Source organism: Pseudomonas sp. GOM6 (assembly GCF_029537485.1).
GTDB lineage: Bacteria > Pseudomonadota > Gammaproteobacteria > Pseudomonadales > Pseudomonadaceae > Aquipseudomonas.
This window is the reverse complement of sequence record NZ_JARPUS010000020.1, coordinates 1-15,727: the sequence shown is the minus strand read 5'-3', so window position 1 is coordinate 15,727 and position 15,727 is coordinate 1. Positions and strand designations below refer to the sequence as shown.

The following is a 15,727-nucleotide window of genomic DNA, read 5'->3' as shown; positions in this document are numbered from 1 at the left end:
TGTTTAAAAAAGTTGAATGTTTCAGCCCGGTGGCGAGTCGATAGAACCGTCTTTCTAGCAAAGAGTGGAGACCATCATGGCCCTAGCCAAAAAACCGGTAGTCGCAAAAACCAAGGCCAAGACCGTTGCCAAGAAACCCAAGGGTGATGGCCTGGCGATCAACACCAGTGTCGATAGCAGCGCCCGCGAACAGGTCGCCGAAGCGCTGAGCAAAGCCGTGGCCGACAGTTACACCCTCTATGTGAAGACGCTGGGCGTGCACTGGAACGTGCAAGGCCAGAACTTCTATGGCCTGCACAAACTGACTGACGAGCAGTACAACGAACTGCATCAGGCGGCCGATGCAATTGCCGAGCGCATTCGTGCCCTGGGCAAGTTCGTCCCCACCGGGGCCGAGACCTTTCGCGCGCTGACGGTGATCGACAACGAGGCGCCGCACAAAGCCACAGCGCAGATGATCCAGCAACTGGTCAAGGACAACGAGGCGGTGGCCCGGCGCATGAGCGAGTTCGCCGAACTGGCGGAAGAAGCCGGCGACCTGTTCACCCACGACATGCTGGTCGCACGCATCGGCGTGCATGAGGAAAATGCCTGGATGCTGCGCTCCAGCCTGGGCGAATAAGCCGAGAAAAGAAAAGGGCACCCGGCGGTGCCCTTTTCTGCCTCAGCGACTCAAAGCCTGCGCGTGATGCCGCAGGTGGTCATCGATAAAGCTGGCGATGAAGTAGTAGCTATGGTCATAGCCTGGCTGCAAACGCAGCGTCAACGGGTGACCGGCCGCATCGGCGGCCGCCTGCAGAGCCTGGGGCTTTAACTGGTTCTCCAGAAAATCGTCACGATCGCCCTGGTCGACCAGGATCGGCAGCTTCTCCTTCGCCTCGGCCAATAGCGCACAGGCATCCCACTCTCGCCACTGGGCACGATCGCTCCCCAGGTAATGGGAGAACGCCTTCTCGCCCCAAGGGCAATCCAGAGGGTTGCTGATCGGCGCAAAGGCCGACAGCGACTGATAACGCCCCGGATTCTTCAACGCGCAAATCAACGCGCCGTGACCGCCCATGGAGTGACCGGCAATGCCGCGCTTGTCGCTGGCCGGGAAGTTGGCCTCGATCAGCGCCGGCAACTCCTGCACCACGTAGTCGTACATACGGTAGTGCCGTGCCCAGGGCTCCTGAGTGGCATTGATATAGAAGCCCGCGCCGAGACCGAAGTCCCAGGCCTTGTTGGCATCATCCGGCACGCCTTCGCCACGCGGGCTGGTGTCCGGCGCAACGATGATCAGGCCCAGCTCGGCGGCGAGTTTCTGCGCACCGGCCTTCTGCATGAAGTTTTCGTCGGTGCAGGTCAGCCCGCTCAGCCAGTACAGCACTGGGAACTTGCCGCCCTGCTCGGCCTGCGGCGGCAGGTACACGGCGAACACCATGTCGCAGTTGAGCGCGGTGGAGCGATGTCGATAGCGCTTGTGCCAGCCGCCAAAGCTCTTGTTGCTGGAAACGATTTCAAGGGTCATGACAAACCTCGACGAGGCCGGGAGCCATACTCCCGGCCTGCAACTCAGAAATGGATGACGGTACGGATGCTCTTGCCTTCGTGCATCAGGTCGAAGGCATCGTTGATCTGCTCCAGGCCCATGGTGTGGGTGATGAAGGTGTCCAGCGGGATCTCGCCGCTCTGCGCCTTCTCGACATAGTTGGGCAGCTCGGTACGGCCTTTCACGCCGCCGAAGGCGCTACCGCGCCAGACGCGACCGGTGACCAGCTGGAACGGACGGGTGCTGATCTCGGTGCCGGCCGGCGCCACGCCGATAATGGTCGACTCGCCCCAGCCCTTGTGACAGCACTCCAGCGCCGCGCGCATCAGCTGCACGTTGCCGACACACTCGAAGCTGTAGTCAACGCCGCCGTCGGTCATCTCGACGATCACGTCCTGGATCGGCTTGGCGTGATCCTTCGGATTGACGAAATCGGTCGCGCCCAGCTCTCGGGCCACGTCGAACTTGGCCGGATTGATGTCGATGGCAATGATGCGACTGGCCTTGGCCATCTTGGCGCCGATGATCGCCGCCAGGCCGATGCCGCCGAGGCCGAAGATGGCCACGGTGGAGCCTTCGGTCACCTTCGCGGTATTCAGCACGGCACCAATGCCGGTGGTCACGCCACAGCCGAGCAGGCAGACCTTCTCCAGCGGCGCTTCCTTGGGGATCACTGCCACCGAGACTTCCGGCAGCACGGTGTACTCGGAGAAGGTCGAGCAGCCCATGTAGTGGTACACCGGCTCACCGTTGTAGCTGAAACGGCTGGTACCGTCCGGCATCAGGCCCTTGCCCTGGGTGGCACGTACCGAGCTGCACAGGTTGGTCTTGCCCGAGGTGCAGAACTTGCACTGGCGGCACTCGGCCGTATACAGCGGGATCACGTGGTCACCGACCTTGACCGAGGTGACACCCTCGCCCACCGCCTCGACGATGCCACCGCCTTCGTGGCCAAGGATGCAGGGGAACACGCCTTCGCTGTCCTGACCGGACAGGGTGTAAGCGTCGGTGTGGCACACGCCGGTGGCGACGATGCGCACCAGCACCTCGCCGGCCTTGGGCGGCGCCACATCCACTTCGACGATTTTCAGAGGTTCGTTCGGGCCGAAGGCCACGGCGGCGCGGGACTTGATCATGAGTTCTCTCTCCAGCGGTTTGGCAAAGTGGCGAGAGTGTAGAACAGCGCCTTTCCAGGGATAATCGGCATACTTGCAAAACATTATTGCCAAACAGGGATAATCCATGAGCCGTTGGGAAGGCCTTGATGAATTCGTCGCCGTGGCCGAACTGGGCCAGTTTGCCGCTGCTGCCAAACGGCTGGGCCTGTCTACCTCGCAGGTCAGCCGCCAGGTGGCACGCCTGGAAGAGCGCCTGCAGACGCGCCTGTTCTACCGCAGCACGCGCAAGGTCACGCTGACCGAGGCCGGGCAGACCTTTCTGCAGCACTGCCAGCGTCTGCAGGACGCCCGCGAGGAAGCCCTGCGCGCCGTCGGCGACCTCAACGACGAACCCAAGGGCCTGCTGCGCATGACCTGCGCGGTGGCCTACGGCGAGCGTTTCATCGTGCCGCTGGTCAACGCGTTCATGGCCCGCCACCCCCAGCTGCGGGTGGAGATCGAACTGAGCAACCAGACGCTCGACCTGTTGCACAGCGGCATGGACCTGGCCATCCGCCTCGGTCGCCTGCAGGACTCGCGCCTGATCGCCACCCGCCTGGCACCGCGGGCCATGCACCTGTGTGCAGCGCCCGAGTATCTAGAGCGCTACGGTCGCCCGCACTCCTTGTCCGAACTGAACCGGCACAACTGCCTGATCGGCAGCAGCGATCACTGGACCTTTCAGCAGGAGGGACGCGAACTGAGCCAGCGGGTACAGGGCAACTGGCGCTGCAACAGCGGCGAAGCGGTGCTCGATGCCGCGCTGCGCGGCTTCGGCCTGTGCCAGCTGCCGGATTACTACGTGCAACCACACCTGCGCAGTGGCGCGCTGGTCGACCTACTGCCCCAGCAGCGCCCGCCACACACGGCGGTGTGGGCGCTTTACCCGCAGCAACGCCACCTGTCACCCAAGGTGCGCCTGCTGGTCGATCTACTGAAAGAAGGCCTGGCCCAGCGCCCGGAATACCAACACCTCAGCGACTGAGCCTTGGCGGCTACCGCATCGCTGCTCGGGTTGAACGTAGCGAAGCCCGACGCAGACCGCCCACCACCTACGCCGGCGTCAGACAATCCGGCCCTTCGAAAGCCGGATCGTTGACCAGGTTGGCCAACGCCCGCTCACGCAGCGGCGGCTGCGCGCCCTGCATCACCACCTGCAACTGTTCCGGCGTGGCCTGCGGATCGAGCCAGATACGGGTCGCAGCCTGATCGAGCAGTAAAGGGCGACGCAGGTAACTGGCCTCGCGCGTCACCATCGCCACGCTGAGGTAGGTCTGTCCGGCGGTCGGATACAGCTCCCAGACCCCCGCGCAATACAGCAGGCCCTCGCTACTCATCCAGTACGGGCGCTTGCGGTTGGCCTGGCCGCGCCACTCGTAAAAACCGTTGGCCGGCAGCACGCAGCGACGCAGGCGAAAGGCCTCACGAAACATCGGTTGTTCGGCCAGGGTTTCGGCGCGGGCATGAGCCGGCGCCTTGGCGAAATCGTCCAGCCAGGCCGGGGTCAGCCCCCAGCGACCAGCGGCCGCCTGCAACTCACCATCAGCCTGATGCAGGAACAGCACCTGGGCGCCGGGCGACAGATTCCAGCGCTGCGCCAGATTGGCGGGAAAACCCGGCAAGCCGGAAATGGCCTGCGGCCAGCGAAACAGGGCGTAGCGTCCACTCATGCGGCAAAGGGGTTCCAGTGAAGTAAATCAACAGAGCAGCACGCCCGGGCAGCTCTCAGGCTCCTCGCCGGGCAGCGGCGCGGCGGCATTGTACGCGGCGATAAGCACCCGCGCCCGTTCGGCTTGCTGATCCTCCACGCACAGGCCGAGCAAGCCCAGCGCCGGCAACTCCCCCACGGCGCCCAGCAGATGCCGCCCGGTGAGGTGCGCATCCACCCCCTCGCTGGCCAGCATGCCCAGCAGCAGCTCGGCTTCCAGCAGATCCTGCGGCTCATATATTCGCTGCATTCAATCGTCCTCCCGCCGCACATCCAGGGACCAGTCAACACCATCGGTATGCAGATCGAACACAATCGGCCGGCAACACACCGCACAGTCCTCGACATAGCATTGATCACCGCCAGACAGATCGAGCACAGCCTCCACCGCTTCCCCACAATAAGGACACTGATACATCTGTGTTTCCAGCATCACGGCCTCCGTGTGACTTGCCGGTATAATCGCCGGTCTATTGCAAGCCCCGCTTTATGCAACCGGGCATTCCGAGCAGCCGACCGACGAGAACATGATGGGCGAATTCGATTCCATCCGACCCTATGCCGACCACGAAGTCCCCGCCGTACTGGCGCGCCTGTTGAGCGATGACACCTTTCTCGGCACCCTCACCCACTTCCGTTTTCCGCGCCTGGCCGGCCCTTTTGGCTGGCTGCTCAAACCTCTTATAGCCCATCGCCTGCGTTCGCAGCTGGCCGATATCGCTTCAGTGGATGCCCTGCAGGCGCGCATCGAGCCCTATGTCGACCACAGCATCGAGCAGGCCACCGACGGCGTGACCTATTCCGGACTGGAGCAACTCAAGGCCGGCACGCCCTATCTGTTCCTGGCCAATCACCGCGATATCGTGATGGACCCGGCCTTCGTCAACTATGCGGTGTTCCACGCCGGCCTGCCGACGCCACGCATCGCCATTGGTGACAACCTGCTGCAGCGCCCCTTCGTCAGCGACCTGATGCGGCTGAACAAGAGCTTCATCGTGCACCGCAACATCAGCGGACGCCGTGAAAAGCTGGCGGCCTTCCAGTTGCTGTCCGGCTACATCAACCACTCGATCCGCGAAGAAGGCCAGTCGATCTGGATCGCCCAGGCCGAAGGCCGGGCCAAGGACGGTGACGACCGCACCGACTCGGCGATCCTCAAGATGTTCCACATGAGTCGCAAGGACGAGCCGTTCGCCGAAGCCCTGGCCGCGCTCAACCTGGTACCGGTATCGATCAGCTACGAATACGACCCCTGTGACCAGGCCAAGGCCCGTGAACTGCAGATCCGCGCCACCAGTGGCAGCTACGAGAAGGCACAGGGCGAGGACGATACCAGCATCGCCCTCGGTATCACCGGCTACAAAGGCCGTGTGCATGTGCACTTCGGCACGCCGGTACGCGAAGGCTTCGAGGATGCCAAGCAACTGGCCACGCTGATGGACCAGCATATTCTCAGCGGCTACCGCCTGTTCCCCGTGCATTACCTGGCCTACGCCCAGTGGGATAGCCGCGATGCCGAACTCGACGTGCCCACGGCCGAGCAGCTGTTTCCTGCCGCCGAACTGGAAAAGGCACGCACCGAGTGGCAGCGCCGCCTGGCGGCCTGCCCTGCCGAACAGCGCCCCTGGCTGATCGGCCAGTACGCCATGCCGGTGCGCAACCAGTACCGGGTCAAGACCGGCCGCCCCCTGTAGCCGGCTGCAGCGGAGACGAAAACGGCAGCCCATGGGCTGCCGTTTTTCTTTTCCGCTTCCGTCAGAGGCCGGTGCTGTACCAGGACAGCAGCAGCGCTGCCCCTAGCGCTGCAGCCGAGAAACGGTAGAAGAAACGATTGATACGCAGGGCTGGCTCGTCCAGCAGCGAAGCCTGTTCGTCAAGTTCATCCATCTCAGCAGTCAGACGCGCCATCGCGCGCTGCTCACGCAGGCGAGTGGCCATCAGCAGCCAGCTGCCAGCCACCGCGAAGAACAGGGCCAGGGCATTGATGGTTTGTGCGGGATAGGTCGAGAACAGGGTCCAGAGGTACTGCAGGGACACGAAAATCACCTCAAGTGCACCATAAACAGGAAAAACCGGCACCAGAAGCAGGCAAGAGCGGCGCAAACAGCCTGCTAGCCGGGTCAAAGCGCCGATATTGCGCACCAGGAGAAGGCGCGGGACTCACAGTCCGAGGGGGCTCGGCGGGCGGCAGTCTACTGGAAAGTGACTGTTTAGAAGCTTCGTTTCCGACGAGCGTTAGCCTTCATCACCAAATCGTCTGAAAACCGTCATAACACTGGCCTAGTGTTTGGTACCTCTATGGTGACCCATCAGTCGTTTTATATGACCGATGGCAACTTTAATAGCGGAGGAACCGCCATGCTCAACCCACAACCTGTTGATACCGACTACCTGATCGACTCGCTGGACGACGTGGAAGCCGTGGTAGAAGAGCTTTCCTTCAATGTGCACGATCATCATTGGCTGGTGTACTGCGCCCTTGGCGGGCATGAACACTACGACCTGCCCGACATCGACGAACACACCGGCCTGAGCCTGCCCGAGCTGTACGCCGAAGCAGCCTGACCCCAGACAGCAAAAAGCCCGGCCAACTGGCCGGGCTTTTTCATGAGCGCCCCATCACTGCTGGCTGAGCAGCTGGCCGATGGTCGGATCCTTGAAGGTGCGGGTCAGCGCATCGCTGAGCACATCGCTGACCAGCTTGGTGTTGGTTTCCTGATTCGGCGCCATGCCGAAACGCTGGTTCAGCGAAGCACCGTAACGGCCACTGTAGCGACGGCTGCTGTTCTGCACGTCGGCACGGAAAGTAGCGCTGATGTCAGCCTCGGTCACGTACATACCCTCTTTCGGCGACTGATACTTCAGCTCGGCCAGCGTCAGGGTCAGCTGCGGGGCATTGTAGGCATTCGGGCTGGGGGTGAAGCCCAGCAGGCGCACGGCAGCTTCGGCTTCGGCCTGCAGACGCGGCAGGATGTCCTTGCCCTGTACGCTGATGGCGCTGGTTTCCGGATACAGGCCGCCACGGGTACCCAGTACCGGCGACTGGCGCCCATCGACCACGCGGACTACCACCGGCTGCCCCTGGCCAACTGCCTGTAGCGGTGCCATCAGCTTGGGCTGCGGCTGCAGGTTCTGCGGGCTGTGGGCACAGCCAACGAGGGTAAGGCCGAAAGCGGCAAGCAGACCGAACAACAGGTGCTTCTTCATGGGCGATCTCCGAGAAGGTGATGGCGAAAAATGGCCGGCAGTATAACCAGCGGCCAGGGGCGCCGACAGCTGAGATTCTGACCCGGCATGGCTGCGGCGGTTCCTGTCACGGCCTTGTCACCGAGGCATGAGATAAAAGCCAGGCCCATCCGAGGAGTGCAAAGCATGATGAGTCTCTGGTCCCTGTTCAGCCCGCGCGCACGGATGCGCTGCTATGCCCTGCTGGATGCCAAGGGCACCTGTCGCGCCCTGCGTGAATCGCACCAGCCGCCTGCCGAACCAGGCTGGATCGAAGTACGCGAACTGAGTAACCAGTGGCTCGGCCAGCCGCTGCCCCATTCGGCCCGCGTGAGGGTCGCCGTTCGCCCTGCTCATGCACTGGCCGCCTGAATCACAGACATGAAAAAGCCGCCCGCGGGCGGCTTTTTTGTTGCGGTCTGACTCAGACCAGCTGCAGGGCCTTGGTGCTCTGCGTCACCACCTCGCGATAGAGCGCGGCATCTTCTTCCAGAGCCTTCTCGCGGGCCGGGAAGATTTCCTTCAGCTTGCGGGTCCAGGCTTCGCTGCCAGCCTGCTCGGCGAAGCAGCGCTCGATCAGGTTGAGCATGATCGATACCGTCACCGAAGCACCGGGTGACGCGCCCAGCAACGCGGCAATGGAGCCATCCTCGGCCGCCACCAGCTCGGTGCCGAACTGCAGGATGCCGCCCTTCTTGGCGTCCTTCTTGATGATCTGCACGCGCTGACCGGCCACTTCCAGGCGCCAGTCGGCCGGGTTCAGGGTCGGGTAGAACTTGCGCAGAGCCTCCAGGCGCTGGTCCTGCGACTGCATCACTTCCTTGATCAGGTAACGGGTCAGGTCGAAGTTGTCGCGCGCCACCGCGAGCATCGGACCGATATTGCCCGGACGCACCGACAGCGGCAGGTCGAGGAACGAGCCGTACTTGAGGAACTTGGTGGTGAAGCCGGCGTAGGGGCCGAACAGCAGCGAAGTCTTGCCGTCCACCACGCGGGTGTCCAGGTGCGGCACGGACATGGGCGGTGCGCCCACTTCGGCCTGGCTGTATACCTTGGCCTGGTGCTGCTTGACCACGTCCGGGTTGTCGCAACGCAGCCACTGGCCACTGACCGGGAAGCCGCCAAAACCCTTGCCTTCCGGAATGCCGGACATCTGCAGCAGCGGCAGCGCGCCGCCACCGGCACCGAGGAACACGAACTTGGCCTGCACGTCGCGGCGCTCGCCGGTTTCGGTGTTCTTGATCTCGGCGGCCCAGCCCTGGGCATTGCGGCTCAGGCCGACCACCTTCTGGTGGTAGCTCATGGTGACGCCGCCCTGGCTCTGCAGGTACTGCAGCAGCTGGTGGGTCAGGGCGCCGAAGTTAACGTCGGTGCCGTTGGCGGAACGGGTCGCGGCAATGCGCTCATCGGCCTGGCGACCCTGCATCATCAGCGGCATCCACTCGGCCATCTGCGCCTTGTCTTCGCTGTACTGCATGTCCTCGAAGGCATGGTGCTGGCTGATCAGCTCGTGGCGTTTCTTCAGAAACGCGATGTCCTTGTCGCCACGCACGAAGCTCAGGTGCGGAACCGGGTTGATGAAATCCTTGGGCGAACCGAAAGCGCTCTTGCCACACAGGTAAGCCCAGAACTGTTTGGAGACTTCGAACTGGGTATTGATGTGAACGGCTTTCTTGATGTCGATCGAGCCGTCCGCCGCCTGGGGCGTGTAGTTCAGCTCACACAGGCCGGCGTGCCCCGTACCCGCGTTGTTCCACGGGTTGGAGCTTTCGATGGCGCCAGAAGAACGGAGCTCGGCGATCTCCAGCTTGAGACTCGGGTCCAGCTCCTTGAGCAGCACCGCCAGGGTGGCGCTCATGATGCCGGCACCCACCAGCAGCACATCAACAGCTTCGTGATTGACTTGCGTCATTAACGCTTCTCCAAGATCTGCAGTACCAAGTCGTTGAAATCAGCCTTTTGAGCCGCACACCGACGTCTAATCACTGACAGCCAGACGAGTGTCTGGAGCTTCGGAGGCACCGGTATCGACAGCCGATGACTTGGCCTGGTTCGATCCCGAGCAACCTCGTCAGGCACGCACTGCCTGTGGGCAGACGTGCGTTCAATTCTTTAACCTTCCACCGGCGCATGCAGGCTCTGTGCCTGAGCGTACGGGGGATGCAGTACAGGCATAGCCCCGAACAACCCTCTGCGGGCCGGTATTTTCCGGCGCGCAAGATACCACTTTGCCGCTAGCGCAGGCGCAAAAAATGCACAAACTCCGGCAAATGGTCATTTTGCATACGAATGATCAGGCTTTGGCCGCTTTCATCGCTTCGACATAGGGCTCGGCCTGGCGCTGATCCTGGATCAGGGCAATAAAGTCATTGCCCTGGGCGTCCTTGGCATCCAGGTCATAGCCGGCTTCCTTGAAGAAACCGAGAAAACGTTCGAAGTCATCAATGCGCAGGCCGCGATAGGCCTTGACCAGTTTGTGCAGGGAGGGCGGTGTGGCATCCGCCGGCTCGACGGCGAGGAACAGCTTGATGGCGTCGTCGCCGATTTCTTCGCCAATCACCTGTTTCTTGTCTTTACGCATCACGCACTCCAGCTAGCGGGTATCACGGGGCCGGCAGTTTACCCTTGCCCCGAGCGCCACTCAACGCGACTAAAGCACTGTTGGCGCGGCACAGCGACTCAGTTGCACTGCCTGCCAGTGGTAAGACGGGAAGAAATCGGCCAGTACCGTTAAAACTGTGCCTTCATCCAGGCCAGGTAGGCCGCCGCCTCGGGTTCCCCCTCGCGCGGTGCCCAGCTTGCCTGCTCGGCCTCGACCAGCGGCCGGTAGGGGCCGGCCTTGCATTCGAACAGGATGCTGTCGGCCGCCAGCACGACCAGGGCGTGGAACTGGCCCGGTGCGAGGTCGACGCCAACGCAATCACCACCTGCTTCGAGCAGGCGGGTCGATCGGAGGCTGCCGTCTTCGCCGAACAGCAGCAGGCCGATGCGCCCCTGCAGCACCAGCAGGGTCTCGGCCTTGTCGGCGGACAGATGGCGGTGCGGTGGAATGTAGGTCTCTGGCTGCAGCCCCACCGCCAGGCGGTGGCAGGGCTCGCTCATCTCGTGCAGGTTGTGGTGGGCGCGCTGGCGCGGACTCTCCCCGGCTTTGGCCGCCAGTTCGGCGAACAGGCGGCGATCAAGAAAAGCAGGTGCCCGCACTTACAGGCCTTTGACGGCGTAGATACCCGCGGCGTTGCGCCAGTAGCCCTTGTAGTCCATGCCGTAGCCGAAGATGAAGCGGTCTTCGCAAGACAGGCCGACGTAATCGGCCTTCAGATCCGGACGTGCCTTGCGGTCGTGATCCTTGTCGATCAGCACCGCGGTGTGCACGGCACGGGCGCCAGCGTGCTTGCAGAACTCGATGATGGCAGACAGGGTGTGCCCTTCATCGAGGATGTCGTCGATGATCAGCACTTCGCGGTCGATGAAGGAGATTTCCGGCTTGGCCTTCCAGAACAGCTCGCCGCCGGTGGTCTCGCTGCGGTAGCGGGTGGCGTGCAGGTAGGACAGCTCCAGCGGGAAGTTGAGCTTGGTCAGCAGCTTGCCGGCAAAGATCAGACCGCCGTTCATCACGCAGAACACCACCGGGTTGCGCTCGGCCAGCTCGGCGCTGATGGCGGCACCAACCTGGTCAATGGCCGCCTCGACCTGAGCCTCGGTGAACAGGCAATCGGCTTCGGCCATGACTTGACGGATTTGGGCGAGATCGGCGGACATGGCGGGCTCCGGTTAGCAATGAGTGCTGCTGGCTAAAAAATGGGCGGCGAATGTACTCAGTGATGCGTTTCGGAGCAAGTCCGATGGCGCTTTTTCTGACCATTTGCTCAAGCCAGGCAGTAAACTGCGCGCCTTCAATCTGGCATGAGCAGTGCTTTACTCTAGCCAGAATTTGCCGCCAGGAGACTTTGCATGCCCATCCGCGAGATCCGCCACCCGCTGATCCGTCACAAAATCGGCTTGATGCGCCGCGCCGACATCAGCACCAAGAACTTCCGTGAACTGGCTCAGGAAGTCGGCGCCCTGCTGACCTACGAGGCCACCAACGACCTGCCTCTGGAACACTACGAGATCGAAGGCTGGGCTGGCCCGGTACAGGTAGAGAAGATCGCGGGCAAGAAGATCACCGTGGTGCCCATCCTGCGCGCCGGCATCGGCATGCTCGACGGCGTACTCAGCCTGATTCCGGGCGCCAAGGTCAGCGCCGTGGGCGTGGCGCGCAACGAAGAAACGCTGCAGGCGCACACTTATCTGGAGAAGCTGGCACCCGAGATCGACGAGCGCCTGGCACTGATCATCGACCCGATGCTGGCCACCGGCGGCTCCCTCGTCGCCACCATCGACCTGCTGAAGAAAGCCGGCTGCAAGGAAATTCGCGCCATGGTGCTGGTCGCCGCACCAGAGGGCATCAAGGTCGTGGAAGACGCTCACCCCGATGTGATGATCTACACGGCCTCGATCGATCAGAAACTCAACGAGCACGGCTACATCATTCCCGGCCTCGGTGATGCCGGCGACAAGATCTTCGGCACCAAGCAGAAGGACGCCTGAGCATGAGCCAGCAGTTCAATGATCCACTCTGGCGCCAGGTGATCTCCGGCGCGCAGATGCTCTTCGTGGCCTTCGGCGCCCTGGTGCTGATGCCACTGATTACCGGCATGGACCCCAACGTCGCCCTGTTCACCGCCGGCATCGGCACGCTGCTGTTCCAACTGGTCACCGGCCGCCAGGTACCGGTGTTCCTGGCCTCTTCCTTTGCCTTTATTGCGCCGATCCTGGCTGCCAAGGGCCAGTTCGGCCTGCCGGCCGTGCTCGGCGGCATCGTTGCCGCCGGCCTGGTCTATGTGCTGCTCAGCGCCCTGGTGCGGGTTCGCGGCGCCGGCTTCATCGACCGCCTGCTGCCGCCGGTGGTGATCGCTCCGGTGATCATCTCCATCGGCCTGGCACTGTCGCCGGTGGCCGTGCACATGGCCATGGGCAAGACCGGTGATGGCGCCATGGAACTGGTGCCCTACCACACCGCGCTGATCATCTCGATGGCGGCGCTGGTCACTACCGTGGTGGTCGCCGTGCTCGGCAAGGGGCTGCTGCGCCTGGTGCCGATCCTCGCCGGCATTGCCGTGGGCTGCGTGCTGTCGGCCTTCTTCGGCGTGATCAATACTGACGCCGTGGTTGCCGCGCCCTGGCTGGCCGTACCGGCCTTCGTCACTCCCGAACTGCACTGGGGCGCCATCCTGTTCATCGTGCCGGTCGCCCTGGCACCGGCCATCGAGCATATCGGCGGCGTGGTGGCGATCGGCAGCGTCACCGGCAACAACTTCATCAAGAAACCCGGCCTGCACCGCACCCTGCTTGGCGACGGCCTGGCCACCTCGGCCGCCGGCCTGTTCGGTGGCCCACCCAACACCACCTACGCCGAAGTGACCGGCGCGGTGATGCTGACCAAGAACTACAACCCGAAGATCATGACCTGGGCCGCCGTGTTCGCCATCGGCCTGGCCTTCATCGGCAAGTTCGGTGCCGCGCTGCAGGCCATTCCAGTGCCGGTGATGGGCGGCATTCTCTGCCTGCTGTTCGGCTCCATCGCCGTGGTCGGCCTGAATACGCTGATCCGCCATCAGGTCGATCTGTCCGAGGCGCGCAACCTGATCATCGTCTCCGTGCCGCTGGTGTTCGGCATCGGCGGCATGGCCATCGGTGGCAACGAATTCAGCCTCTCCGGCATCTCGCTGGCGGCGCTGGTGGCGTTGGGCCTGAACCTGCTGCTGCCGGGCGGCAGCGCCTGGCACAAGCACCCGCCGCTCGATCCTGACCTCTGAGGACTCCACCACATCCCTCTCCCATCACGGGAGAGGGATGACATGCCCTCTCAGAACGGCTCGGCAATGTACTTGAACGGATAGTTGGCCGCCTTGTACTTGCCGACCTTGCGCTTGGGCAGCTTGACCTTGGGCTGCTCCACCCTCTCGTAGGGAATCTGCTGCAGCAGATGGCTGATCACGTTCAGCCGCACCCGCTTCTTGTCTTCCGAACGCGCCACATACCAGGGCGCCCAGGGCGTATCGGTGGCGGCGAACATTTCATCGCGGGCCCGGGTGTAGTCGTCCCAGCGGGTGAACGACTTGATGTCCATCGGGGACAGCTTCCAGGTCTTGCGCCCATCGTCGATGCGCGCGTGCAACCGGCGCGCCTGTTCCTCGGGGCTGACTTCCAGCCAGTACTTGATCAGGATGATCCCGGACTCGACCATGTTGCGTTCGAAGGCCGGCGCCTGGCTGAGGAATTTATCCACCTGATCGTCCGTGCAAAAGCCCATCACCCGCTCGACGCCGGCGCGGTTGTACCAGCTGCGATCGAAGATCACGACCTCCCCGGCCCCTGGCATGTGGGTCAGGTAGCGCTGCACGTACATCTGGCTCTTCTCCCGTTCGGTGGGAGCCGCCAACGCCACCACACGGAAGATGCGTGGACTGACCCGCTCGGTAATGGCCTTGATGGTGCCGCCCTTGCCGGCCCCATCGCGCCCTTCGAACACGATCACCACCTTGGCCCCGCTGGCCACCACCCACTGCTGCAAGTGAACCAGCTGCACATGCAGCTTCTTCAACTGCTCTTCATAGTCCTTGCGCTTCAACTTTGCTGCAGACTCCTGCTTGGCCATCCTGCCACCTCCGTACTCTTTCCCTGCAAGCGTAGGCTGGGAATCAACACATCGCACAAAACGCTGTAACAACCGGGCAAGCTCGTGGTCTGGCCTATAACCAAGGGATAAACCCATCGACCGCTCGTGAGGAACCCGCCATGCCCAGCCGCCGCCGTTTTCTTCAGCACAGCGCCAGCCTCGCCGCCCTGGCGACGCTGGCGCCCTGGCTGCCTTTCCAGCCAGCCATGGCCCTCAGCAACCTGATGCAACGCCCTATTCCCAGCAGCGGAGAGCGACTGCCGGTGATCGGGCTGGGCACCTCACGGACTCATGATGTGGCGCTCAACGAAGAGCAGTTGGCGCCGCTACGCGAGGTGCTGCGCACACTGGTCAACGGCGGCGCCAGCCTGATCGACACCGCACCCAGCTATGGCCGTGCCGAAGCCGTGTGCGGGGCACTGGCCGCCAAGGACGACATGCGCAAGCGTCTGTTCCTGGCCAGCAAGGTCTCGTCCAGTGGACGCGAGGCCGGGCAACGGCAGATCGCAGCGAGCTTCGCCGCTCTGCGCACAGAGCGCATCGACCTGCTGCAGGTGCACAACCTGCAGGACACCGAGACCCAGCTGGGTCTGCTGCGTGAATTGAAGGAACAGGGCAAGGTGCGCTACATCGGCGTTACCCATTACCTGGACAGCGCCCACGAGCGTCTGCTGCAGGTACTGCGCCGAGAGCCGGTGGACTTCGTACAGTTCAACTACTCGGTGGGCGAGCGCAATGCCGAGCGCGAGCTGCTGCCCTTCTGTGCCGACAAAGGCATTGCCGTGCTGATCAACCGCCCCTTCCAGCGCGCCGCACTGTTCGACAAGGTGCGCGGCAAGGACCTGCCCGATTGGGCGATGATTGAGCTCGGCGCCAGCTCCTGGGCCCAGCTGATGCTCAAATTCATCCTCGCCAACCAGGCCGTCACGGCGGTGATCCCCGCCACGTCCAACCCGCGCTACATGGCCGACAACCTCAAGGCCGGCCAGGGCCAGCTGCCCAACGCGACCCAACGCCAGCGCATCATCGAGCTGTTCGCCTGAGCATGCGTCAACGTCTGGCCAGGGCAATCAACGCTGCGGACGATGAGCTGAACGCCGCACTGGCGGGCTTCGCCCTGTTCTTCTGCCTGTTCTGCGGCTACTTCATGCTGCGGCCCATTCGCGAGGCAATGGGCATTCAGGCCGGCGTGGAACACTTGCAATGGCTGTTCAGCGCGACCTTCATTGCCATGCTGCTGGCCGTGCCGCTGTTCGCCTGGCTCAACTCGCGGGTGCCGCGCCGGCAGTTCGTCGACTGGGTGTTCGGCTTCTTCGGTCTCAACCTGCTGGTGTTCGCCGTACTGTTCACCGTGGCCGGCGAAGGCCTGTGGCTGGCACGCGGCT

20 protein-coding genes and 1 pseudogene are annotated in these 15,727 nt (G+C 63.1%); 9 read left to right on the top strand and 12 right to left on the bottom strand.

What is annotated here, in order from left to right; genetic code table 11:
* Positions 1–76: 76 nt before the first annotated feature.
* Positions 77–622 (top strand): Dps family protein, encoded by a 546-nt coding sequence (locus P7A97_RS18490; RefSeq protein ID WP_277691825.1) that lies wholly within the window; start codon positions 77–79, stop codon positions 620–622.
* Between the two features lie 42 nt (positions 623–664).
* Here the strand turns inward: P7A97_RS18490 and fghA are convergent, their stop codons facing one another.
* Together fghA and P7A97_RS18480 are read right to left on the bottom strand one after the other, a co-directional pair.
* Positions 665–1,510: an S-formylglutathione hydrolase gene (gene fghA, locus P7A97_RS18485; protein WP_277691823.1), complete on the bottom strand. Its 846-nt coding sequence runs from the start codon at positions 1,508–1,510 to the stop codon at positions 665–667.
* 44 nt (positions 1,511–1,554) lie between these two features.
* Complete coding sequence (locus tag P7A97_RS18480; protein WP_277691821.1) at positions 1,555–2,667, bottom strand: S-(hydroxymethyl)glutathione dehydrogenase/class III alcohol dehydrogenase; 1,113 nt, start codon at positions 2,665–2,667, stop codon at positions 1,555–1,557.
* A gap of 106 nt (positions 2,668–2,773) precedes the next feature.
* Here P7A97_RS18480 and P7A97_RS18475 point away from each other — a divergent pair, with 106 nt between their 5' ends.
* Positions 2,774–3,673: a LysR substrate-binding domain-containing protein gene (locus tag P7A97_RS18475; protein ID WP_277691820.1), complete on the top strand. Its 900-nt coding sequence runs from the start codon at positions 2,774–2,776 to the stop codon at positions 3,671–3,673.
* Positions 3,674–3,740: 67 nt separating this feature from the next.
* On the opposite strand, the gene P7A97_RS18470 is transcribed toward P7A97_RS18475, so the two are convergent.
* From P7A97_RS18470 to P7A97_RS18460, 3 genes are read right to left on the bottom strand one after another with little or no spacing between them, the layout of a single operon-like run.
* Positions 3,741–4,358, bottom strand: a complete 618-nt coding sequence (locus P7A97_RS18470) for an SOS response-associated peptidase (RefSeq protein ID WP_277691819.1) — start codon at positions 4,356–4,358, stop codon at positions 3,741–3,743.
* Between the two features lie 27 nt (positions 4,359–4,385).
* Positions 4,386–4,646 carry a DUF2007 domain-containing protein gene (locus tag P7A97_RS18465; protein ID WP_277691817.1) on the bottom strand — a complete coding sequence of 87 codons (261 nt, stop codon included), beginning with the start codon at positions 4,644–4,646 and terminating at the stop codon, positions 4,386–4,388.
* On the bottom strand, positions 4,647–4,829 hold the full coding sequence (locus P7A97_RS18460; protein WP_277691816.1) for a CPXCG motif-containing cysteine-rich protein: 183 nt from the start codon (positions 4,827–4,829) through the stop codon (positions 4,647–4,649). It abuts the gene before it with no gap.
* 97 nt (positions 4,830–4,926) lie between these two features.
* Here P7A97_RS18460 and P7A97_RS18455 point away from each other — a divergent pair, with 97 nt between their 5' ends.
* Positions 4,927–6,090: a 1-acyl-sn-glycerol-3-phosphate acyltransferase gene (locus P7A97_RS18455; RefSeq protein ID WP_277691815.1), complete on the top strand. Its 1,164-nt coding sequence runs from the start codon at positions 4,927–4,929 to the stop codon at positions 6,088–6,090.
* A 61-nt stretch (positions 6,091–6,151) separates the two neighbouring features.
* Here P7A97_RS18455 and P7A97_RS18450 read toward each other — a convergent pair whose 3' ends face one another.
* Positions 6,152–6,433 carry a hypothetical protein gene (locus tag P7A97_RS18450; protein WP_277691814.1) on the bottom strand — a complete coding sequence of 94 codons (282 nt, stop codon included), beginning with the start codon at positions 6,431–6,433 and terminating at the stop codon, positions 6,152–6,154.
* A gap of 321 nt (positions 6,434–6,754) precedes the next feature.
* On the opposite strand from P7A97_RS18450, the gene P7A97_RS18445 reads away from it, so the two are divergent.
* Complete coding sequence (locus tag P7A97_RS18445; protein WP_277691813.1) at positions 6,755–6,961, top strand: hypothetical protein; 207 nt, start codon at positions 6,755–6,757, stop codon at positions 6,959–6,961.
* Between the two features lie 54 nt (positions 6,962–7,015).
* On the opposite strand, the gene P7A97_RS18440 is transcribed toward P7A97_RS18445, so the two are convergent.
* Complete coding sequence (locus P7A97_RS18440; protein ID WP_277691812.1) at positions 7,016–7,603, bottom strand: YajG family lipoprotein; 588 nt, start codon at positions 7,601–7,603, stop codon at positions 7,016–7,018.
* 165 nt (positions 7,604–7,768) lie between these two features.
* Between P7A97_RS18440 and P7A97_RS18435 the strand changes: the two genes are divergently transcribed.
* Complete coding sequence (locus tag P7A97_RS18435) at positions 7,769–7,993, top strand: hypothetical protein (RefSeq protein ID WP_277691811.1); 225 nt, start codon at positions 7,769–7,771, stop codon at positions 7,991–7,993.
* A gap of 52 nt (positions 7,994–8,045) precedes the next feature.
* Here the strand turns inward: P7A97_RS18435 and mqo are convergent, their stop codons facing one another.
* From mqo to P7A97_RS18415, 4 genes are all read right to left on the bottom strand, one after another.
* Positions 8,046–9,533 (bottom strand): malate dehydrogenase (quinone), encoded by a 1,488-nt coding sequence (gene mqo / locus P7A97_RS18430; RefSeq protein WP_277691810.1) that lies wholly within the window; start codon positions 9,531–9,533, stop codon positions 8,046–8,048.
* Between the two features lie 381 nt (positions 9,534–9,914).
* Positions 9,915–10,202 (bottom strand): PA4642 family protein, encoded by a 288-nt coding sequence (locus P7A97_RS18425; RefSeq protein WP_277691809.1) that lies wholly within the window; start codon positions 10,200–10,202, stop codon positions 9,915–9,917.
* 149 nt (positions 10,203–10,351) lie between these two features.
* Positions 10,352–10,822 carry a WbuC family cupin fold metalloprotein gene (locus P7A97_RS18420; RefSeq protein ID WP_277691808.1) on the bottom strand — a complete coding sequence of 157 codons (471 nt, stop codon included), beginning with the start codon at positions 10,820–10,822 and terminating at the stop codon, positions 10,352–10,354.
* The gene (locus P7A97_RS18415; protein WP_277691807.1) at positions 10,823–11,380 is read right to left on the bottom strand and encodes a hypoxanthine-guanine phosphoribosyltransferase; all 558 of its coding nucleotides are present in this window, start codon (positions 11,378–11,380) and stop codon (positions 10,823–10,825) included.
* A gap of 192 nt (positions 11,381–11,572) precedes the next feature.
* Between P7A97_RS18415 and upp the strand changes: the two genes are divergently transcribed.
* Together upp and P7A97_RS18405 are read left to right on the top strand one after the other, a co-directional pair.
* Positions 11,573–12,211 (top strand): uracil phosphoribosyltransferase, encoded by a 639-nt coding sequence (gene upp, locus P7A97_RS18410; protein WP_277691806.1) that lies wholly within the window; start codon positions 11,573–11,575, stop codon positions 12,209–12,211.
* A gap of 2 nt (positions 12,212–12,213) precedes the next feature.
* Complete coding sequence (locus P7A97_RS18405; protein WP_277691805.1) at positions 12,214–13,479, top strand: uracil-xanthine permease family protein; 1,266 nt, start codon at positions 12,214–12,216, stop codon at positions 13,477–13,479.
* Between the two features lie 50 nt (positions 13,480–13,529).
* Here P7A97_RS18405 and ppk2 read toward each other — a convergent pair whose 3' ends face one another.
* The gene (ppk2, locus tag P7A97_RS18400; protein WP_277691804.1) at positions 13,530–14,321 is read right to left on the bottom strand and encodes a polyphosphate kinase 2; all 792 of its coding nucleotides are present in this window, start codon (positions 14,319–14,321) and stop codon (positions 13,530–13,532) included.
* 140 nt (positions 14,322–14,461) lie between these two features.
* Between ppk2 and P7A97_RS18395 the strand changes: the two genes are divergently transcribed.
* Together P7A97_RS18395 and P7A97_RS18390 are read left to right on the top strand one after the other, a co-directional pair.
* Entirely contained in the window at positions 14,462–15,385 is a 924-nt protein-coding gene (locus P7A97_RS18395; RefSeq protein ID WP_277691802.1) for an aldo/keto reductase, read from the top strand.
* A gap of 2 nt (positions 15,386–15,387) precedes the next feature.
* Positions 15,388–15,727: pseudogene (locus tag P7A97_RS18390) on the top strand (MFS transporter); the annotation flags it as partial.